Below are 20,575 nucleotides of genomic sequence, written 5' to 3'. Positions count from 1 at the left end.
CGGATGTTTTAAACAAACCAGGATACTACGTTATCGTTTGTTACCTCTCAACGTATACCTGAACACCCAACCCTTATCCAACGCCGCTTTGCATCTTCATATACATCAATTTGTTAGCTGCCTTACCCCCATTATATACTGGACAGGAGAACATGCTGTATACTTAACCACATACTGTTAACTACATACTGACTGTTGACTACATACTGATAGGTAAACAGGAACGCAGTCTTGCTCACTTATTCAATCTGGAGGCTGGTATGTCGCGGCCATTAACTGTTCGTCAACAAAACGTGTTCGACTTTATTGTCAAGACCATGGCTGAGCTCGGCTATCCGCCCACCCGGGCTGAAATAGCCAAGGCACTGGGGTTCCGTTCACCCAATGCGGCAGAAGAACACTTACGCGCACTTGAGCGTAAAGGCGTCATTCGCATCATTCGCAATACGTCGCGCGGCATACGCCTGCCCAACCAGGAACACCAGGAAACGCCAGACGTGCTGCCAGCCTCAGGCGCAGACCCTGCCAACGGCCTGCCCATCATTGGCGAAGTCGCGGCGGGTAGCCCTATCCTGGCCGCTGAGCATATTGATCGCTACTGCCCGCTGCCCGCCGACTACTTCACGCCCAGAGCAGATTATCTGTTGCGCGTTCGCGGGCTGTCGATGCAGAACGTCGGCATCCTCGAAGGCGACCTTCTCGCCGTCCACCGCACCCAGCGCGTTCGGGATGGCCAGATTGTCGTTGCCAGGCTGGAAGACGAAGTCACCGTCAAGCGTTTCAAACGCGACGGGAATCACGTCACCCTGATCGCTGAAAACCCCGACTTCGACCCTATCCATATCGACCTACGCACCCAACCACTTGATATCGAAGGGGTTGGGGTCGGCGTTATTCGCGGTGGCAATGGCCAGGCGCTCGGCTAGCTGAACACGATGGTCTTGTTGCCATGCACCAGCACGCGGTCTTCCAGATGCCAGCGAAGACCGCGCGCGAGGACGGCTTTTTCAACATCGCGGCCAAAACGTACCAGATCGGTCGGCGTATGACAGTGGCTGACCCGGTGAATGTCCTGCTCGATGATGGGCCCTGCATCCAACTCCTGAGTCACGTAATGGCAGGTAGCCCCTATCAACTTGACGCCACGCTGGTAGGCTTGGTGATAGGGTTTGGCGCCAGCAAAAGACGGCAGAAAACTGTGGTGGATATTAATGACCTGCCCCGCATATCGTTCACACAACGCTGGCGGTAATATCTGCATGTAGCGAGCCAGCACGATACTGTCGGCCCGGGCATCATCAATATGCGCCTGCACCTGCTCAAAGGCCGCAGTCTTGTCTGCCGGATCCACCGGCACATGGTGATATGGTATTCCGTACCATTCCGTTAACGAACGCATGTCGTCATGGTTGGAAATCACACCCACGATATCGCAGTCCAGCTCACCCACCTGCCAGCGGTAAAGCAAATCGACAAGGCAATGGGATTCTCGCGAAACCATCAGGACAACCCGCTGCCGTTTCCGGGTATCGACCAGCGCCCAGTCCATGTCAAACCGCTCCGCCACCGGCTCGAAGGCTGAACGTAATACCTCTGCCGACATACCCAGCGAATCCGCCAATATTTCGTAGCGCATGAAAAAACGCCCGGTTTCCAGATCGGAATGCTGGCTGGCCTCGGTAATCGACCCTCCCTGGTCCGCGATAAAACTCGATACCTTCGCGACGATCCCCACCTGGTCCGGGCAGGACACCACCAAACGATAAAAATGCGACATAGTCATTACTCTTCACGGTTTGCCGGGCGACGATGATCGGGCCGTCCGCTGGCATTAAACAAACGTCTAGTGTACCGAATGAAGCGCTCGCAATCACCGCCCTTAATGGCAGTGATTGTTAGCCGCCCGCCCCATCCCGTATAGTTAACCAATTACTTTCTAGGCTTTATTAATCTGATGCATCCACCGCGCGTTCATATTCGTCCCCGTCGTCGCCCTCCCTTACGCCTCTTGCCGTTAGGCGGCTGCGGGGAAATTGGCATGAACCTGACGCTGTATGGGTACGAAGATCACTGGATCGTCGTGGATTGCGGCATGATGATTCGCCAGGATCTACCCAATGCGCCACTCCAGGTGCCCAACCTGGAAACCCCCAAAGCCCTGGGCATTGCCCCGCAAGCGCTCTACATCACCCACGGCCATGAAGACCACATTGGGGCGGTCGCTTGGCTCTGGCCCCACTGGCAATGCCCCATTTATGCAACGCCGCTGGCGGCAGGCTTGTTGCGCCTGAAGTTTGCCGAACATCAGCTCTCAAGCGCCGCCATTCATGTGGTCGAGCCAGGTGAGGCATTGGAAAGCGGGCCTTTCACCCTGCGCTTCCTGGCGGTTCCACACTCGATACCCGAGAGCTGCTCGCTGATGGTCATGGCAGGTCGCTATCGTGTATTGCACAGTGGCGATTGGAAGCTCGACCCTGATCCAATTATCGGCGCGCCGATCGATCAGACGCAATTCAAGGCCTTAGCGCCGGTTGATTTGGTAGTGGGGGATTCCACGAATGCCCCTCTACCCGGCCACTCAGGCAGCGAAGGCGATGTCGCCAAAGCGCTGGTCGAGACGCTCGCCAACTGCGAAGGCCGGATCATTGTCTCCTGCTTTGCCAGTAATCTCGCCCGGGTGTTGGCGATTGGCCGTGCCGCCTACCAGTGCGGGCGGCGCGTCAGCCTGATGGGGCGCTCGATGGAGCGCATGGTGGGTGTCGCACGCGGCCTCGGCTATCTGGACGATTTTCCTGCCATCGTGCCCGCCCATGACCTGGGTTATTTGCCGCCCGATGAAGTCGTGGTCATTGCCACCGGCAGCCAAGGTGAGCCACGCGCCGCCCTGCAGCGACTTGCCCAGGGGCGTCATCCTCACGTGGATTTACAGCCTGGTGACAACGTGATTTTTTCCGCCAAGGCCATTCCGGGTAACGAGAGGCCCATCGGGCAGTTGAAAAAGCGCCTTCAGCAGTTGGGCGTCGAGCTATTCGATGAGTTCAGTCATCCGCAGCTTCACGCGACCGGACATCCGGCACAGGACGAAATCACCCGCTTTTATCAATGGCTGACGCCAAGCCACCTGTTGCCGGTTCATGGTGAAAGCCTTCATCAACAGGCCCACCAGCAGCTGGCCGCGTCCCTGGGTATTCAAGCCCCCTTGGCGCCGGTCAATGGCGACTTGATCCGCTTCGATCAGCAGGGACTGCATCACGAGCAGCACTACCCGCAACCGCCATGCATCGTCAGCCAGAACAGCGTAGTACCCCACCCTGGACTGGAGAGCGAAAACAGCACCCTCCCACGACGCGGCAGCCTCTATCTTGCGTTACCGGTGACCGCCACTCAAACCGGGTGGGCGCGCGTCGGGCGCCTGATGCTGGACAATACAAGTGCCAATTCATTCGACGAAGACAGTTTCAGCGAATGGCTGGATGATCAGCTTGCCGAACTCCACGCCGACACGTTGGCGGATCTGCGCCTGGGCCTTCAGCCCCGCTTGATTGCCTGGCTGGCAGAACGGCTGCAGCATTTACCTGAAATCCACCTGCAGATTATGGCCAGCGAGCTGCCAGCGACAGTGGCGGACGATTAGCCGACCCCAAAGCCGGCTCCCCGGAGGCTACCAGCGGGCAGCATCCTCGATATCCGAGTGGCGTTCCTTGACCCAGTAGTCCCCGTGGCGACCATGTTCTTTCTTCCAGAACGGTGCCTGAGTCTTTAGCCAGTCCATGATGAAATCGCAGGCTTCGAAGGCTTCGCGACGATGGGCACTCGCTACCAGCACTCTGACGATCGCATCGCCGGGGCGCATGTGGCCGACACGGTGAATAATCGTAACGGCGCTTAGTGCCCAGCGTTCTCCCGCCTCTTCCGCAATACGCTGTAAGGTTGACTCGGTCATGCCTGGATAATGCTCCAGGGTCAATCCCGTGACATCGGGCGTTTCGTTAAAATCACGCACCAGGCCGGTAAAGCTGACGACGCCGCCAATATCCGTGCGGCCCCCAATGCTGGCTTCATAGCCATACGCCATGTCAAAAGGCGCCTCTTGAACGCGGATGGTAATGTCCATTTTCAGCCCCCGGTGACCGGCGGAAAGAAAGCAACCTCGTCATCGTCGGTAATTCGCGCATCATCATTGGCCATGACCTGATTGATGGCACATAGCGTGCGCTGGTCCTGCAACAACTGAAAACGTTCATCCTGAGTCGCCAGCGCTACTTTGAGGCCCGCTATATCGCGGCTTTCGAGTTGATCGAAAGTCACTACACGCTCATTTTCACCCAACTGCTCGCGTAGTTCGGCAAGAAACTTGACCAGCACGCAGGGCGAATGACAGCGCCCGCCCAGGCTCACTTCGCCGGCTGTTCCCTGACCCGTTACAATCGGCGTCGCCGTTTCAGGCGCTTCTTCGCGCTGATAATCTCCCCGCTGACCACCGCTTTTGCTATCCAGTTGCACCGCGTCGATGCGCATGGTTTTGTCGACCGCCTTGCACATATCGTAAAGCGTTAAACAGGCCACGGAGACGGCCGTCAACGCTTCCATCTCGACACCTGTGCGGCCATTCAACCGGCAGTTCGCGGTCACATGAACACAGCTTTCATCGGGGTCGACATCAAACTCTATGGCCACTTTGGAAAGTGCCAGCGAGTGGCACAGCGGGATCAATTCATGGGTGCGCTTTGCTGCCTGGATTCCCGCAATACGGGCGGTGGCCAACACATCACCCTTGGGTAAAGCACCCTCGCTGAGCTGTTTCAAGGTAGCGGGTTGCATCACAATACGACCGGAAGCCACCGCTTCCCGGCGCGTTTCCTGTTTGTCTGCAACATCCACCATGCGGGCTTCGCCGCGGCTATTGAGATGCGTTAACTGCATGGGGTCACCTATCAGTGCGTGAAACATCATTGAGCCGTTGGCCCGCCATCCAATCGATTATCCAGCGTGCAATCCCGTCGCTATCATCGAGTGCCAGTTGCGTCGTCGTGGCCGACAGAGAGATGGGAGAAGCCCCCTGAAGGGCGACGGCTTCGACACCCTGACCCTGCAGGATTTGCGCATCACCTATCCCCTCACGATAAAGCACCAGCTTGGGCAGTGGCCAAGCTTTAAAGCCTTCTACCAGCACCAGGTCAGGTTGATGCACGGCCACCATTGCCAACAACTGATTTAAATCCGGCTCTTCGCCGTCTGGCGTTTCCTGCATCAGTGCCAGGCGTTGGCTCGAGGCAATCAGCATGGGCGTAGCGCCTGCACTACGTAGCTTATAGCTATCTTTTCCCGGCTGATCGACATCAAACCGATGATGAGCGTGCTTGATCACCGCTACCTGGATACCCTCTGCCCGCAGCCGCGGTAACAACTGCTCAAGCAGCGTCGTCTTCCCAGTCCCACTCCAGGCAGCAATTCCCAGCACGGGAAAGGGTAGCGATGAATCTAACGGCATAAACGCTCGGCTCCCAATGAAGAAAGGTTAGTGGGCATGATCAGGTTCATCTTGTGGCTCGTCAGGCAGCAACCAGTTCAACACAATCCCAACCAACGCCGCCAGGCTAACGCCTTGCAGCGTAAACTGACCACCGCCAACCTGCATGCCACCAATGCCAAAGACAAGAATCAATGACACAACGACCAGATTACGCGGCGCGGTCAATGAATGTCCTGCCCTGACCAGCGTATTCATACCCACCACCGCAATAGAGCCAAACAGCAGGGTCATGATTCCCCCCATGACAGGGCCTGGGATGGTTTGCAGCAGCGCACCCAGCTTGGCAATAAACGCCAGCGATATGGCCAGCACTGCGGCCACCACCATATAGCGCGGGTTGAAAGCCCGGGTCAGAGTGACGGCCCCGGTCACCTCTGAATAGGTGGTATTAGGCGGGCCGCCGAATAAAGCGGCCGCTGTCGTCGCCAGGCCATCCCCCAGCAAGGTTCGGTGCAGCCCCGGCTTTTCAAGGTAATTGCGCCGGGTCACCGATCCGATGGCCACCATGTCACCAATATGCTCCACCGCCGGCGCGATGGCGACAGGAATCATAAACAGAATCGCCGCCCAGTGAAAACTCGGCGCGGTAAACGCCGGAATGGACAGCCAGCCAGCGTCCTGGACAGGCGTGAAGTCGACCAGCCCCATCAGCAACGCCAGGCAATAACCCACGACAATACCGCCCATGATCGGAATCAAGCGCAACAGCCCGCGACCAAATACAGCCAGGATCAGGGTCACCAGCAAGCTCGCCATGGACAGGAACAGCGCCGCGCCATAACCGATGTTATCGCTGGTTTCACCGGTCGCCATCTCTACCGCCACCGGGGCCAGGGCCAGCCCGATTACCATGATAACCGGCCCCACCACCACCGGTGGCAACAGGCGATGAAGCCAGCCGGTGCCTTTGACGCGTACCGCCATGGAAATCGCGACGTACACCAATCCGGCCACCATCAGTCCGCCCAGCGTGGCCGACACGCCAAAGTTGGCGATCGACCCCTGGATCGGCGCAATAAAAGCAAATGATGAGGCCAGAAAGACGGGGACCGTCAGGCGGGTTACGGTATGAAACAGCAGCGTGCCTATCCCAGCGGTAAATAACGCAACGCTTGGATCAAGCCCGGTCAATAGCGGCACCAGGACCAAAGCACCAAACGCCACAAACAGCATTTGTGCGCCGGTTAGCAACACCCGAGGCCAGGATTCAGGCTGGCTAGGCGTATCATTCATTATGCAAACTCCTCACAGGTCTTTGGGGTAATGATGGGCAAAAAAATGCCCCTAACGTATAACGCCAGGGGCTGCTGAATCATCAATGCTTATCGGGTGCCGAAAATCTTGTCACCCGCATCGCCCAGACCAGGAACGATATAGCCGTTATCGTCCAACCGATCATCCACCGACGCCGTATAAATCTCGATATCCGGATAGGCTTCCTGGACTCGCTTGATCCCTTCGGGTGCTGCCACCAATACGATCACCTTCATATGCTCGCAGCCACGTTCACGCAGCATGTCCAATGTCGCGACCATTGAGCCGCCGGTGGCCAGCATCGGGTCAATGACGATGGCCATACGCTCTTCGATATCGTTGGCGAATTTGGCAAAGTAAGGGACCGGCTGCAGCGTCTCTTCATCACGGTACAACCCGACAACGCTGACGCGTGCGCTGGGGATCAAGTCAGTAACGCCCTCGAGCATGCCAAGCCCGGCACGCAGAATCGGCACCACCGTTACTTTCTTGCCTTTCAGGCGACGTGTCCCGATCGGCTCCCCATTCCATCCTTCAATCGTATGATCTTCGAGTTCAAGTCCCTTTGTTGCTTCATACGTCAACAGCTTGGCCACTTCCCCCGCCAACTCGCGAAAGCTCTTGGTACTTAAATCCATTTCGCGCATCAGTCCCAACTTATGCTGAACAAGCGGATGGTTAATGGCATGGACACTCATGGGACTTCCTCACAGCAGGTGGTTATGGGCAACGCGGGTGATCACAAACATGCAAAATCGGGCGGTATTCTACCCCTAAGCCGTCACCAGGTTAAGGGGTGGCGGGTAATTGCCATTCAACAGGTTCGCGCCCCTGCTCAACAAGGAATTGATTCGCCCGGGAAAAATGGCGGGTGCCAAAAAAGCCTCGGTGGGCAGACAGCGGCGAGGGGTGCGGCGCTTCCAGGACTAAGTGACGCTGGGTATCTATCAGGGCTTTTTTCTGCCGGGCGTGGCTACCCCAGAGCAGAAAGACGCTGGGCAGCGCATGCGCGCTTACCGTCTTGATCGCGCTATCCGTGAAAGACTCCCAACCTTTACCCCGGTGCGAGGCAGCGTTGCCCTTCTCGACCGTCAGCGAGGTATTGAGCAGCAAGACGCCTTGCTTCGCCCAGGCTTCCAGATGCCCGTGCTTGACGGGTTCAGCGCCTACATCGCTAGCCAGCTCCTTGTAGATATTGACCAGCGACGGCGGAACCGGGACCCCTGCCTGAACGGAAAAACATAGCCCGTGCGCTTGATTGGGTCCGTGATAAGGGTCCTGCCCCAGGATCACCACCTTGACGTCATTGAGCGGCGTCAGTTCGAAGGCGCGAAACCACTGCGACGAGTGGGGATAAATGATCTTCTTGGCCGCTTTTTCCTCGGCCAGAAAACGTTTCAGTGACTGCATGTAGTCGGCCTGAAACTCATCGCCAAGCCACTGATTCCAGTCTTCAGGAAGCGGGGTCGACATGATTATTTCTTCACTTGGTCCACCAGAGGTTCAACGTAGGCAACGCCCATATCCCAGGGAAACTGGATCCAGCAGTGCTGAGCCACTTCGGTTAGGTACTGGTCAACCAGCGGGCGCCCTTCCGGCTTGGCGTAGATAGTGACAAAATGTGCCTTGGGCAACATCTCGCTTACCGCCCGCGCCGTCTTGCCGGTATCCACCAGGTCATCGACCAACAGCCAACCCTCGCCGTCATGATCAACGCCTTTCAGGATATCCAGCCCGCCCTGGTCCATGTGGTCATAGCTTTTGATGCACACGGTATCGATCAACCGAACGTTAAGTTCGCGCGCGATCAAGGCGGCAGGAATGAGTCCTCCCCGGGTAATCGCGACAATCCCTTTAAAATCACGCTCGACCAACTGATGGCACAACTGGCGAACATCACGGTGGAGCTGATCCCAGGAGACGGTAAAGTGCTGATGATAGCGTTCACTGCTCATAGGGTCGTTACTCGTCTTCTGTAAAAGAACAAACCGCGAAGACGCTATAGCCCGCATCGCGAATTTTTTGCGAACCACCCAGTTCGGGTAGATCAATAATGGTCGCTGTTTCGACCACATGCCCGCCGCTGCGCTGTATAAGATTGGCCGCCGCCAACATGGTCCCGCCGGTGGCAATCAGGTCATCCATCAGCAAAATTCGGTCACCTTTTTGAAACGCATCCGAATGAAGCTCGACCTCTGAATGACCGTACTCGAGCGTGTAGGTTTCGCTGATGGTCTTGAACGGAAGCTTGCCTTTTTTGCGGACCGGGACAAAGCTGCAGCCCAACTCATAGGCTAGAGGTGCCCCGATGATAAACCCCCGCGCATCAATCGACGCGATGGCATCCAGGTTCATTTCCTGGTAGCGGTGTACAAAGCTGTCGATCAGCTTGCGAAATGCCGCGCTGTTTTGCAGCAGCGGGGTAATGTCACGAAAGTTGACCCCCTGCTCAGGCCAGTCAGGCACTGTGCGAATCACGGACTTGATGTAATCGCCGTAGATGCTCATCGCGTCTCTCATTGGATTAATAAAACCACGTTAGTCTAGAAACAGAAATTTCACCGCAAACAGCAGCGCCAGAATAATCACTGCTGGATTGAGGTCTTTGAAACGGCCCGACAGGGTTTTGATCGCTGCATAGCTGATAAACCCGAGAGCGATGCCCTCGGCAATCGAAAAGGTCAGCGGCATTGCCAGGGCGGCAATCAATACCGGCGCGGCGTCAGTGGGATCTTCCCAGTTGGCATGGGCCAGGCTGCCAGCCATCAGCACAGCCACGTAGAGCAGCGCGCCGGCGGTGGCGAAAGCAGGAATGGAGCCTGCCAACGGCGCAAAGAACAGGCTGACCAGGAAGAGTACGGCCACGACGACCGCCGTCAAACCAGTCCGTCCACCCGAGGCAATGCCTGCCGTCGACTCAATATAGCTGGTCGTGGTGGAGGTACCCAGGGCAGCGCCGGCCATTGATGCCGTACTGTCGGCCATCATGGCACGACCAAGACGCGGCAGTTTGCCGTCTTTGTCCAGCAGCTTGCCGCGATGCGCAACCCCCACCAGCGTACCTGATGTATCGAACAGGTCGACAAACAGGAAAGCAAAGATAACGCTGAGCATGGCGACATCCAACGCCCCCATCAGATCCATTGCCATGAAGGTCGGTGCAATAGAGGGCGGCATGGACATGAGACCGCCATATTCATTGTGACCAAGCAGCGTCGACGCAATGGTAATGCCAAGAATACCGATCATGACGGCACCGGTGATCCTTAAATAGGACATCGCGGTTATCACGAAAAAGCCCAGGAGCGCATACAGGGCAGCAGGCTCGGAGAGATCTCCCAGCGCAACAAAGGTAGCGTCATTGGCGACCACGATACCGGCATTTTTGAGCGCGATCATGGCCAGGAACAGGCCAATACCCGCGGCAATGCCCAGTCGCAGTGAAAGCGGAATAGAGTTGATAATCCATTCACGGATCTTGAAAACACTCAGCAGGAAAAAACACAACCCGGAGAAGAAGACAGCGCCTAACGCTGCTTCCCAGGTATACCCCATCCCGAGCACGACACCGTAAGTGAAGAAGGCGTTGAGCCCCATACCGGGGGCCTGAGCGATGGGATAGTTCGCCCACAACCCCATGATCAGACAGCCGATGGCGGCAGCAACGCAGGTAGCAACAAACACCGCACCATAGTCCATCCCGGCCTCGGAAAGGATACTGGGATTGACAAAAATGATGTAGGCCATTGTCAGGAAAGTGGTTATCCCGGCGATGACTTCTGTTTTAACGTTGGTTTTGTGCTCAGTGAGCCCGAACTGCTTATCCAGAAACTTCATAGGTATTTTTATCCTTCGCGTAAACGCTGAATGCACCCTGGCAGCGCGAAAAGCCGCACATATTACCGAAAGGTCACGCCTGATGCGAACACCTTGTGCAGCTGTCGAACGCGGGCTGATGCCCGCCTGTTACTTCCCATCGCTTAGCATAAGCAAACTTCAGGCCACCTTCTAACCAATCGGTCAGAAACGCAGCCCCCTGGGCAATACCGCCCATCAGCGCATCTGGCTAGCCAGAACACGCTCAACTGTTTCAACAATCACCTGGGTCTGGGGATCAATTTCAATATTGACACGGTCACCTGGCATCCGCTCACCCAGGATGGTGCGGTCCAGCGTCTCAGGGATCAGATTAACGCTGAACTCGACCCCTTCGCCCTCGGCCGAAGGTCGCACATCGCCAATCGTCAGACTGATACCATCGACACCAATATAGCCTTTCTCAAATACAAACCGCCCCACTGAAGCCGGTAACGCAAACCACAGCCGACGGTTATTGGGCGCCTCATCAATGGCGATCACCTCCGCCATGCAAATCACATGGCCCGACATCGAATGCCCGCCAATTTCATCGCCAAAGCGTGCCGCTCGCTCGATATTGACGCACTGCCCGACCTCGACTGCACCAAGATTGGTCAGCCGGAGCGTTTCACGCATCAAATCGAAGCTCACCCGATCACCTGAAATGTCCGTGACCGTCAAACACACACCGTTGTGCGCCACCGAAGCGCCGGTCGCCAATCCCTCGCGCAATGCATCGGGCATTTGCACAACATGCGTACGAAACTTATCAAGCTCATGCACTTCTACGACTTCTACCTTGCCTTGCACGATGCCAGTAAACATAGCGCCCTCGCTCTAATTTGATCCGTGCGCAAGCTTACTACTGCACAAACCTATTTGTGCACCCCAAAGGCATGCGCGATCAATCAACGTAACTCAGTATTCATGCCTGCAGAAAACCCAGGCCTCCAGAAAAGAGAAATTAACACTTTTAAAGAAACAAAAATCAGTTAAAAAAATTATTAAATTGAACAGCAATATAAGATGTTATTCTTTTGGTTTGACATCGCCTGGCTAGCTCTCTAGACTCCCGCCGCAAATGTAAAGGCGCCGATTTGTACCCAGATTGCGGGCGTCCGCCGAGTGAATGCTTGGTGAAGTGCAGCTAAAAGGGTGTGTCCAGCGTTGATGGCCACCCGAAAGGGTGGCCTTTTTTTGTTCCCTCCCCTACGCTTGCGCGCTCACCTTCGTCTTCGGCCTATAGAAAAGGCAGACGCCATGATCGAACTGAATAATGTCAGCAAAACCTACGGTACCGGCCGCGACGCCGTTCACGCCCTCAAGGGCGTGAATCTGGCGATCCCCAAAGGGGCCATTCACGGTGTTATCGGCCTGTCCGGCGCGGGCAAGTCGACGCTCATTCGCTGCGTCAACCTGCTTGAGCGACCCACCCAGGGCACGGTGACCGTCGATGGACAAGAGATCACACGATTGAGCAACACGGCGCTGAACCAAGCACGCCACCGCATCGGCATGATCTTCCAGCACTTTAATCTGCTCACCACACGCAACGTGTTTGACAACGTAGCACTGCCACTGGAGTTGATGGGCCAACCCAGGCGAGATATTCGTGATCGCGTGAGCCCACTGCTTGAAATGGTCGGCCTGTCCGACAAGGCGGATCAATTTCCGGCGCAGCTATCCGGCGGGCAGAAACAGCGCGTTGCGATTGCCCGGGCGCTGGCCAGCAACCCTCGCGTCCTGCTCTGCGATGAGGCTACCTCCGCACTGGACCCCCAGACAACCAGCTCAATCCTGGAACTGCTGCGCGATATCAACCATAAGCTCGGCATCACCATTTTATTGATTACCCATGAAATGGAAGTGGTTAAATCGATCTGCCATCGTGTCGGCCTGATATCCAATGGCGAGCTGGTTGAGGACGCCGTAGTAGGCGATTTCTTTACCGCACCTCGAACCCAATTGGGGCGCGATTTTCTCAACGATTTTCTGCAACTGTCTCCTCCCAAGGAGCTGCTCGAACGCCTCAGCGACAACCCCGACACCAACGCACACCCGGTCGTGCGGCTTACTTTCTCGGGGGATGCGGTCTCCACACCGCTTATTTCCCGCCTGGCCCGGGATTGCGGCGTCGATGTGAGCATTCTGCAGGCCAAGGTGGAATCGATTCAGGAAAGAACACTTGGCTTGATGATTGCCGAACTGCTGGGCACGTCTGAGCAGACGCAAGCCGCTATGGACTACTTGGCAGACCATCAATTACAGGTAGAGGTATTAGGCTATGTCCAGCGCAATGATTGAGCTTATTATTCAGGCAACGCTCGATACCCTCTACATGGTCGGCATATCGGGATTGATCTCGACATTACTCGGGCTACCGCTGGGCGTGATGCTCTATGTAACGCGACCCAGGCAGATTCTGGCCAAGCCATTACTGAACCACGCCCTGGGCATTGTAACCAACGTTGGCCGCTCCATTCCGTTTATTATCTTGATGGTGGCGATTATTCCGTTTACGCGGATGCTGGTGGGCACGTCCATCGGCATCAATGCGGCTTCAGTGCCGCTGACCATTGCCGCGATTCCCTTCGTCGCCCGGCTGATCGAAGGCGCCCTCAATGAAATCTCACCGGGTTTAATTGAGGCTGCCCAGGCCATGGGCGCTACACCATGGCAAATCATCACCAAAGTGCTGATCCCCGAAGCGCGTGGCGGTATTATCACCGGCCTGACCATTACGCTGGTAACGCTGGTCAGCTACTCCGCAATGGCAGGCGCTGTCGGCGGCGGCGGACTCGGTGATCTGGGTATCCGCTATGGCTACAACCGATTCAACCCAACCATCATGCTGATCACCGTAGTGGTACTCGTTGTCATGGTACAGGGCTTCCAGAGCCTGGGGGATTACCTGGTGCGCAAAACCGACCGCAAATAACCGCATTGCTTTCCAGTGGACATATAACAAAAAAGCATTAAAATTAACCTCATTATCACTATTCACCAAAATTGACATTCAACAGGAGTTGCCATGAAGACATTAGCCCTCGGCACCATTACCGCACTCGCACTGGCCGTTAGCGCCAGTGCTCAAGCCGCCAGCATCAAGATGGGCACCGTTGCCGGCCCTGAAACCGAAGTCATGGAAGTTGCTGCCCGAATTGCCAAGGAAGAATACAACCTTGACGTCGAAATTATCGAATTCACTGATTACGTAACGCCCAATGCAGCACTGGCAGACGGCAGCCTGGACGCTAACGCTTATCAGCACGAGCCCTACATGCGGTCCATGGTGAATGATCGTGGCTATGATTTCGCCATTGCAGGCTACACCTTTGTCTACCCCATCGGCGCTTACTCAGAGAAGTACGACAGCGTTGACGAACTGCCTGAAGGTGCCCAGATCGCGCTACCCAATGACCCGTCCAATGAAGGTCGCGCGCTGATCCTGATGCATAATGAAGGCCTCATCACGCTGAATGACCCCGAAAACCTGGAAGCGACACCTATCGATATCGCCGAGAACCCGAAAGACTTCCGTTTTCGCGAAATCGAAGCCGCCCAGCTACCGCGCGTTTTGCCGGATGTCGACATGGCCTTCATCAACAACACCTTCGCGCAGCCCGCGGGCCTGAGCCTTGACGACGCGCTGATCAAAGAAGGTCCCGAATCGCCCTACGTCAACCTGATTGCCGTCCGCGGCGGTGATGAAGACCGTGAAGAGATCCAGCAGCTGGTCAGCGCTTACCAGAGCGAAGAAGTGATCGAGAAAGCCGAAGAACTCTTCGATGGTGCCGCCGTACCCGGCTGGAAATAATCCTCACCATTGTCAGACAAGAGACCAACCACACCGGGCCGACAACTGTCGGCCCGGTGTCGTTATGGATATGCATAACCAGGGAGCCGTCATGTCACTTGATAGCGTCAACTATGACCTTCTCGATCGCCAGCTCGCCGCGTTGCTGGATACCCGCGACTGGCTAACCAATAGTGCGCAAACCTGCGCATTCATCATGCAGTCACTACCCCACTTGAATTGGGTCGGCTTTTATTTGCAACGCTCACCTGAGATGCTGGCGCTAGGGCCTTTTCAGGGCAAGCCTGCCTGCCACCCCATTCCGTTCAGCAAGGGGGTTTGCGGTGCTGCCGCGCGAAAGCGTTCCACCCAGCGCGTTGATGATGTTCACAGCGTTGCCGACCATATTGCCTGCGACATCGACTCCCGGGCGGAGCTGGTCGTGCCGATTGTCAGCAATGATCAGCTATGGGGGGTGCTGGATATCGACAGCCCGCAGGAAGCACGCTTTAGCCAAGAGGACCAAGCCGGCATTGAAGCATTACTGAATACTTTTAAACGCCAAACCGACCTGCCTGTCTGGGATCACTGACGGACTGACCCCACTGACAAAGCAACGCGATACTTCCTCACGCCAGACAAATCGCACAAAAACAAAAACGCCCCGTCATGACGTGAATGACGGGGCGTAATCGAGAATCTGGTAGGACCAGGCGGATTTGAACCGCCGACCTCCACGATGTCAACGTGGCGCTCTAACCAACTGAGCTATGGTCCTGAAAAAGTGTCATTGCTGCCTGGCCGTTTAACGACAACCAAGATGGTAGGACCAGGCGGATTTGAACCGCCGACCTCCACGATGTCAACGTGGCGCTCTAACCAACTGAGCTATGGTCCTGCCGAGCAACGGATGCGTATTTTACGTTTCCGCCACTGAATTGCAAGCTATTTATCGACTTAGCAAAGCATCGGCAGTCACTGACGGTCACTTCGCCGCCGGGAACTTATCACGCTGCCCGAACAAACCGGGTGCTACACTGGAACAGCGCCCATCGACGAACGCAAGACAACACGGGAGACCGGCCATGCCAGGCCTATTGCTGGGAAGCATCGCGATCGTCTTATTACTCACAACACTGGTTGCCCGCATACGACTGCGCTGGTGGTGGATTCGTAGCTGTGAATTTCCACGCTTACAGATTGCGAGCCTCGCCATTGCCTGCTTTATAGCAGCGCTGCTCATGCCTGTTTCACCTACATGGCAAATGATCACGCTCGTCATTTGCCTGGCCGTCATTATCATCCAGGCGTGCTATATCCTGCCCTGGACGCGGCTCTGGCCCAAACAGGTCCGCTCAGCCAACGTTTGCAATGAAGCCCGGGACATTACGCTGCTCGTCGCCAATGTCCTGACCCCTAACCGCCGGTCTTCAGACCTTATCGATCAGATCCACGCACATCAGCCCGACATCATTCTCACACTGGAATCTGATCAGTGGTGGCAGGACCAACTGGACCCGGCGCTGGACGCGCAGTGGCCGTATAGCGTCAAGATTCCCCTCGACAACCTCTACGGCATGCATCTTTACTCACGGCTGCCGCTTGAGAACACATCCGTCGAGTGGCTTATCCAGGACGACATTCCCTCTATCCATACCCACATCAGGCTGACGGGTGGTGAGGCAATACGACTGTTTGCGGTGCATCCCCGCCCTCCAGCGCCGGGTGAAAGCGAAAAGTCGCTCTGGCGGGATGCCGAGCTGTTATGGGTGGGTAAGAAGATCCAGAAGACGCCGCAGCCGACACTGGTCGCCGGCGATCTTAACGATGTTGCCTGGTCACGCACTACTCGGCGCTTCTGCCGCGTTGCCGGCATGCTGGATCCTCGTCGGGGGCGGGGGATGTACAGTACATTTCACGCTCACTACCCGATTCTGCGCTGGCCTCTCGACCACATTTTCGTCAGCGAGCACTTCACACTTGGCCGTATGCATCGCTTGAAAGACTTTGGCTCGGATCACTTTCCAATGCTTGCCACGCTTTGCTACCGCCCCACCCGCAAGCACGAGCATGAAACACCCGATGCAAGCGCGGAGGAGGAAAGCGAGGCAAGTCAGACCATCCGCCAGGGTCAGCGCGAAGAGCAACAGACCTAGCCCTTGTCGTTATCAGGCACGCCACCTCGCGTAAGCGCCTCTGGGTCAAGCAAGCGCTCAAGGCGGTCACGCCCAAGGTCGGTGTGCTCTTCGGCGACATCAATGATCGGCCGCCCTGTTTGATAAGCTTCCTTGGCGATGGCCGCTGCCGCATTGTAACCAATCGCGCTGTTAAGCGCCGTGACCAGAATGGGATTACGAGCGAGCGGTGTTTCAATGCTGTCCCGCCGTACCGTGAAGGTCGCAATGGCACGGTCGGCTAACAGCCGCGTGGTACTGGTCATCAGTGTGATGCCCGTCAGCAAGTTATAGGCCACCAGGGGAAGCATGACGTTCAACTGAAAATTCCCGCTCTGCCCGGCCACCGTTATCGCGGCATCCAGACCAATAACCTGCGCGGCGGCCTGTGCAGCCGACTCCGGAATCACCGGATTCACTTTACCGGGCATGATCGAACTGCCCGGTTGCAGCGCCTCGAGCTCGATTTCACCCAGTCCGGCAAGCGGGCCTGAGTTCATCCAGCGCAGGTCATTGGCGATCTTCATGACAATGCACGCCAGGCCTTTGAGATGGCCGGAAAGCTCCACGGCCGCGTCCTGGGAGGCAATGCTGGCGAAAAAGCTATCGTTGGGCTTAAACGACAGTCCCGTTTGCTCACTTAGCTGGGAGGCCACCTGGTCGGCAAACCCTTGGGGTGCGTTAATGCCTGTCCCGACAGCTGTTCCACCCTGCGCCAGCCGACATAGCCGCGTCAGGCAGCTGTCCAGCCGCTCGATGGCCTGACCCAGTTGGCTCGACCAGGCGCCCAGTTCCTGATCCATGCGCAGCGGCATGGCATCCATAAGATGCGTACGGCCGGTCTTGACCACATCCGAAAGCTCGGCAGCTCGTGAATCAATCGTACTGCGAAGATGCACCAGCGCCGGACGAAGCGACTCATGTACAGCCAATGCGGCCGACACATGTATCGCTGTCGGAATCACATCATTACTCGACTGCCCCATATTGACGTGATCATTGGGCAGGACCTCAACACCACGACGGCTGGCCAGGGTGGCGATGACTTCATTTACGTTCATGTTGCTGGAAGTGCCCGACCCGGTCTGAAACACATCCACCGGAAAGTGCTCGTCGTGCTCGCCACTGATCACTTCCCTGGCGGCCTGCATGATCGCGTCGGCGCGATCAGCATCAAGTTCACCCAGCGCTTGGTTAGTCTGAGCGGCGGCAAGCTTGATGCGTGCAATCGCATGAATAAACGCAACCGGCATCGGGGTGTGAGAGACCGGAAAATTATTCACTGCGCGTTGCGTCTGGGCGCCGTACAACGCCTCGGCAGGAACATCCAGTTCCCCCATACTGTCGCGTTCAATGCGCGTTTTCATGGTAGTCCTCCTTGTCGATATCGGCGGATAAACGTCGGTACGATAATTTACCGACGGGCAATCGTGAAACGGCGTCATTTCTAGCCTAGTGGCCGCAGTATAAAACTCAAGCGATCTGGCATCAGCTTTATTATCCAACCATGTTGCACTGCACAAAAACGCCTGCTATGCTGCATCTCAGAACATCAGGGAAAGCACCACAGGACGACACTTCGTCTGGCGCTGCTACCCATTTCATCGAAACGCGTTAGCACCGCTAAACAGGAGATTTTTGATTATGAGTACTTTCAACACCAACGAATGGACACAGCAGTTCGATAATTTCTTCATGGCCCCAGCACGCGCTTACGCTGCGCTGAGTGTCGACATGACAGAAAAGCTTTTCAATGCGCAACTTGATGCGCAGAAAGCCTACGTAGATACCAGTCTTGCCCAGGCACGCAAGCTGATGAGCGTGAAAGACGCCGAGGAACTACGCAGCTACATGGAAAACCAGCAGAAAGTCGCCAAAGAAGTGGCAGAGCGCCTCAAAAGCGATGCTGATAACGTGGTTTCTCTACAGCAGGACTTCGTTCAGAAAAGTCAGAAGATTACTGAAGACAACATCAAGCAGGCACAGACAGCGGCCAGCAAGATGGGTAAAACGGCCTGATTGGAATAACGGGTCACTCGCATGACCGAATGTCATGCGCAGTAAGTAGACGATGATTGATGAGCCGCCAGCCACCGCTGGTGGCTTTTTTTATGGCCGTGGCCTTATTAGCCGACCAGCATTACCAGCCCAGTGCGGACTTCACAAACGGGATGGTCAATTTACGCTGGGCGGACAGCGACGCTTGATCCAGCGTTTCCAGCGCTCGACAAAGTGCGCCAAGTTCGCGTGGCCCGCGATGAAGAATATAGCGGCCTACGTCGTCGGGCAATTGCATCCCGCGGGCATGGGCCCTCAGCTTCAGCGCGGCCAGACGGTCATCGTCATTCAAAGGATGCAGGTGGAACACCGTGCCCCACGTCAACCGCGATGCCAGGTCAGGTAACACCACCTGCAACTGGCGGGGCGGCGCATTGGCGGCAATCACGAGATGCTTGCCGGCATCGCGCAGGCGATTGAAGGCATGAAAAAGCGCTTCCTCCCAGCGCTTCCGGCCTATCACCTGCTCCAGATCATCTATACAGACCAGGTCGAGCCGCTCAATATCTTCCAGCATCAATGGTGGAAAATGACCTAACTCGGCCAACGGCAGGTAAAGGGCCCGCTTGTCTCGATCGGAAGCGGCATGGCAGGCAGCCTGCAATAAATGGCTGCGCCCTGACCCCGGCAGGCCCCAGAGATAAATAAAATCCTCGCCGGCTTGCGCCCACTGCTGCTGAAGGCGATCAAGCAATGCCGCATTGACCTCGCCAGCGTAATAGTTATGAAACGTAGCGTCGTCGCGCAAACCCACCCCGAGGGGCAGCTGCGCCGGCACCTGGCTCATGAAGACTCCCTCTCATCGCCGATCGCGGGCACCTCTTGGGCGTTTTGATCGTCATCGTTATACAGATCACTGTTGATGTAACGGTCCCTGGCCTCGCGTAGCAGCACCATGATGACCGCCGCCGCCGGCAAGGCCAGCAGCACCCCCGTCAGGCCGAATAAGTTACCTCCCGCCAGCACTGCAAAAATAACCGCGACCGGGTGAAGGCCTATCTTGTCGCCTAACAGCTTAGGTTGTAACACCACGCTTTCCGCCACCTGGCCAATCGTAAACACGGCGACAACACCCAAAAGCCCCCACCAGGTGCCAAACTGGAATAGCGCGACAATCAGCGCCACACACAACCCCAGGATAAAGCCAAGAAACGGCACGATGCTCACCAGGCCGGAAACCACACCGATCAACAAGCCAAAGTCCAGCCCGATCAGGGTCAACCCGCTCGCATAGATGATGCCCAGGCAAAGCATGACCAGCAGCTGTCCACGCAAAAACGACGCCAATACTTCATCACAGCGGCCAACCAGACGGCTAACATCATCCGCCCATTGACGAGGAATCAGATTGGCAATATTGGTGATAAGACGATCCCAGTCCAGTAGCAGGTAAAACGTCACGACAGGGATCAGCGCCACGTAAGTGACCCAGGATATGAAGGCCATCCCGGAGCGACCTATCTGGCCGAGTGCCTGGGCCAGGTAGCCACCGGCATCGCGCCAATTCTCGACCAGCGTCTCGCGTACATTGACCAGTTCAGAACGCAGATCATAACCGGTCCACTCGAACACCTTCGGCGCCAGGGTGTTTTCCCCCCAGGCAAAGATACCCGGCACGGCGTCACTTAACTGTTTCAACTGCTGAATCACGAGCGGGATGATGATCAGCAGGCTGACAACCAGCACCAGCAGCAGCACACAGAAAACACTGCTGACCGCCACCGCACGGTTCATTCCCCAACGCTGGAAGTGATTGGCCAGCGGGTCCGCCAGATACGCCAGGATGATACCGGCAATAAACGGCATTAATACGGCATCCAGTAAATACAACAGCCCGAACACCAGGACTAATAGCAGGATCCCCCACCATGAATTGCGCATATAACTCCTTTGATGGCCACT

The 20,575-nt window shown here is 56.3% G+C and carries 22 protein-coding genes and 2 tRNA genes; 8 read left to right on the top strand and 16 right to left on the bottom strand.

The window, feature by feature from the left end:
- Positions 1 to 260 precede the first annotated feature (260 nt).
- Positions 261 to 926, top strand: coding sequence for a transcriptional repressor LexA (lexA, locus tag QC816_RS15975; RefSeq protein WP_085919351.1), 666 nt, complete (start codon positions 261 to 263; stop codon positions 924 to 926).
- Here lexA and purU read toward each other — a convergent pair.
- Entirely contained in the window at positions 923 to 1,777 is an 855-nt protein-coding gene (purU, locus tag QC816_RS15970) for a formyltetrahydrofolate deformylase (protein ID WP_199285255.1), read from the bottom strand. The two genes, lexA and purU, sit on opposite strands and share 4 nt — an antisense overlap.
- Positions 1,778 to 2,038: 261 nt before the next feature.
- On the opposite strand from purU, the gene QC816_RS15965 reads away from it, so the two are divergent.
- On the top strand, positions 2,039 to 3,634 hold the full coding sequence (locus QC816_RS15965; RefSeq protein ID WP_309783332.1) for a ribonuclease J: 1,596 nt from the start codon (positions 2,039 to 2,041) through the stop codon (positions 3,632 to 3,634).
- A 27-nt stretch (positions 3,635 to 3,661) separates the two neighbouring features.
- Here the strand turns inward: QC816_RS15965 and moaE are convergent, their stop codons facing one another.
- From moaE to QC816_RS15915, 10 genes are all read right to left on the bottom strand, one after another.
- On the bottom strand, positions 3,662 to 4,114 hold the full coding sequence (gene moaE / locus QC816_RS15960) for a molybdopterin synthase catalytic subunit MoaE (protein WP_085919348.1): 453 nt from the start codon (positions 4,112 to 4,114) through the stop codon (positions 3,662 to 3,664).
- A gap of 2 nt (positions 4,115 to 4,116) precedes the next feature.
- Positions 4,117 to 4,923 carry a cyclic pyranopterin monophosphate synthase MoaC gene (moaC, locus tag QC816_RS15955; protein ID WP_085919347.1) on the bottom strand — a complete coding sequence of 269 codons (807 nt, stop codon included), beginning with the start codon at positions 4,921 to 4,923 and terminating at the stop codon, positions 4,117 to 4,119.
- Positions 4,924 to 4,927: 4 nt separating this feature from the next.
- Positions 4,928 to 5,491 (bottom strand): molybdopterin-guanine dinucleotide biosynthesis protein B, encoded by a 564-nt coding sequence (mobB, locus tag QC816_RS15950; RefSeq protein ID WP_309783329.1) that lies wholly within the window; start codon positions 5,489 to 5,491, stop codon positions 4,928 to 4,930.
- Positions 5,492 to 5,518: 27 nt separating this feature from the next.
- Positions 5,519 to 6,766, bottom strand: coding sequence for a uracil-xanthine permease family protein (locus tag QC816_RS15945; RefSeq protein ID WP_085919345.1), 1,248 nt, complete (start codon positions 6,764 to 6,766; stop codon positions 5,519 to 5,521).
- Positions 6,767 to 6,855: 89 nt separating this feature from the next.
- Complete coding sequence (gene upp, locus QC816_RS15940) at positions 6,856 to 7,485, bottom strand: uracil phosphoribosyltransferase (RefSeq protein ID WP_085919344.1); 630 nt, start codon at positions 7,483 to 7,485, stop codon at positions 6,856 to 6,858.
- A 91-nt stretch (positions 7,486 to 7,576) separates the two neighbouring features.
- Positions 7,577 to 8,260 (bottom strand): uracil-DNA glycosylase, encoded by a 684-nt coding sequence (ung, locus tag QC816_RS15935; protein WP_176243687.1) that lies wholly within the window; start codon positions 8,258 to 8,260, stop codon positions 7,577 to 7,579.
- Between the two features lie 2 nt (positions 8,261 to 8,262).
- Positions 8,263 to 8,742: a xanthine phosphoribosyltransferase gene (gene gpt / locus QC816_RS15930; protein ID WP_085919342.1), complete on the bottom strand. Its 480-nt coding sequence runs from the start codon at positions 8,740 to 8,742 to the stop codon at positions 8,263 to 8,265.
- A 7-nt stretch (positions 8,743 to 8,749) separates the two neighbouring features.
- Entirely contained in the window at positions 8,750 to 9,295 is a 546-nt protein-coding gene (locus QC816_RS15925) for an adenine phosphoribosyltransferase (protein WP_066315382.1), read from the bottom strand.
- A gap of 30 nt (positions 9,296 to 9,325) precedes the next feature.
- Positions 9,326 to 10,624: an NCS2 family permease gene (locus QC816_RS15920; RefSeq protein ID WP_085919341.1), complete on the bottom strand. Its 1,299-nt coding sequence runs from the start codon at positions 10,622 to 10,624 to the stop codon at positions 9,326 to 9,328.
- Between the two features lie 216 nt (positions 10,625 to 10,840).
- Complete coding sequence (locus QC816_RS15915) at positions 10,841 to 11,470, bottom strand: riboflavin synthase subunit alpha (RefSeq protein ID WP_199285252.1); 630 nt, start codon at positions 11,468 to 11,470, stop codon at positions 10,841 to 10,843.
- 435 nt (positions 11,471 to 11,905) lie between these two features.
- Between QC816_RS15915 and QC816_RS15910 the strand changes: the two genes are divergently transcribed.
- The 4 genes from QC816_RS15910 (at position 11,906) to QC816_RS15895 (ending at position 15,033) form a co-directional block, all read left to right on the top strand.
- Complete coding sequence (locus QC816_RS15910) at positions 11,906 to 12,949, top strand: methionine ABC transporter ATP-binding protein (protein ID WP_085919339.1); 1,044 nt, start codon at positions 11,906 to 11,908, stop codon at positions 12,947 to 12,949.
- Positions 12,930 to 13,583: a methionine ABC transporter permease gene (locus QC816_RS15905; protein ID WP_199285251.1), complete on the top strand. Its 654-nt coding sequence runs from the start codon at positions 12,930 to 12,932 to the stop codon at positions 13,581 to 13,583. Before QC816_RS15910 ends, QC816_RS15905 begins: the two co-directional genes overlap by 20 nt.
- Before the next feature lie 93 nt (positions 13,584 to 13,676).
- Positions 13,677 to 14,462, top strand: a complete 786-nt coding sequence (locus QC816_RS15900) for a MetQ/NlpA family ABC transporter substrate-binding protein (RefSeq protein WP_085919337.1) — start codon at positions 13,677 to 13,679, stop codon at positions 14,460 to 14,462.
- Positions 14,463 to 14,553: 91 nt separating this feature from the next.
- Positions 14,554 to 15,033, top strand: coding sequence for a GAF domain-containing protein (locus QC816_RS15895; RefSeq protein WP_085919336.1), 480 nt, complete (start codon positions 14,554 to 14,556; stop codon positions 15,031 to 15,033).
- 109 nt (positions 15,034 to 15,142) lie between these two features.
- On the opposite strand, the gene QC816_RS15890 is transcribed toward QC816_RS15895, so the two are convergent.
- A tRNA-Val gene (locus QC816_RS15890) sits at positions 15,143 to 15,219 on the bottom strand.
- A gap of 43 nt (positions 15,220 to 15,262) precedes the next feature.
- Positions 15,263 to 15,339 (bottom strand) — tRNA-Val (locus QC816_RS15885).
- Between the two features lie 187 nt (positions 15,340 to 15,526).
- On the opposite strand from QC816_RS15885, the gene QC816_RS15880 reads away from it, so the two are divergent.
- Entirely contained in the window at positions 15,527 to 16,597 is a 1,071-nt protein-coding gene (locus QC816_RS15880) for an endonuclease/exonuclease/phosphatase family protein (protein WP_085919335.1), read from the top strand.
- Here QC816_RS15880 and QC816_RS15875 read toward each other — a convergent pair.
- A complete protein-coding gene (locus QC816_RS15875; RefSeq protein ID WP_085919334.1) occupies positions 16,594 to 17,982 on the bottom strand; it encodes a class II fumarate hydratase in 1,389 nt (462 codons plus the stop codon). The genes QC816_RS15880 and QC816_RS15875 overlap by 4 nt on opposite strands.
- Before the next feature lie 277 nt (positions 17,983 to 18,259).
- Between QC816_RS15875 and QC816_RS15870 the strand changes: the two genes are divergently transcribed.
- The gene (locus tag QC816_RS15870; RefSeq protein WP_066315349.1) at positions 18,260 to 18,634 is read left to right on the top strand and encodes a phasin family protein; all 375 of its coding nucleotides are present in this window, start codon (positions 18,260 to 18,262) and stop codon (positions 18,632 to 18,634) included.
- Positions 18,635 to 18,755: 121 nt separating this feature from the next.
- Here QC816_RS15870 and hda read toward each other — a convergent pair whose 3' ends face one another.
- The gene (hda, locus tag QC816_RS15865) at positions 18,756 to 19,460 is read right to left on the bottom strand and encodes a DnaA regulatory inactivator Hda (RefSeq protein ID WP_085919333.1); all 705 of its coding nucleotides are present in this window, start codon (positions 19,458 to 19,460) and stop codon (positions 18,756 to 18,758) included.
- Entirely contained in the window at positions 19,457 to 20,554 is a 1,098-nt protein-coding gene (locus QC816_RS15860) for an AI-2E family transporter (protein ID WP_199285249.1), read from the bottom strand. The genes hda and QC816_RS15860 overlap by 4 nt, the downstream gene beginning before the upstream one ends.
- Positions 20,555 to 20,575: the final 21 nt, after the last annotated feature.

It is taken from the genome of Vreelandella janggokensis, from assembly GCF_031451615.1.
GTDB classification, from domain to species: Bacteria; Pseudomonadota; Gammaproteobacteria; order Pseudomonadales; family Halomonadaceae; genus Vreelandella; species Vreelandella janggokensis.
This window is presented reverse-complemented; position numbering and strand designations above follow the sequence as displayed.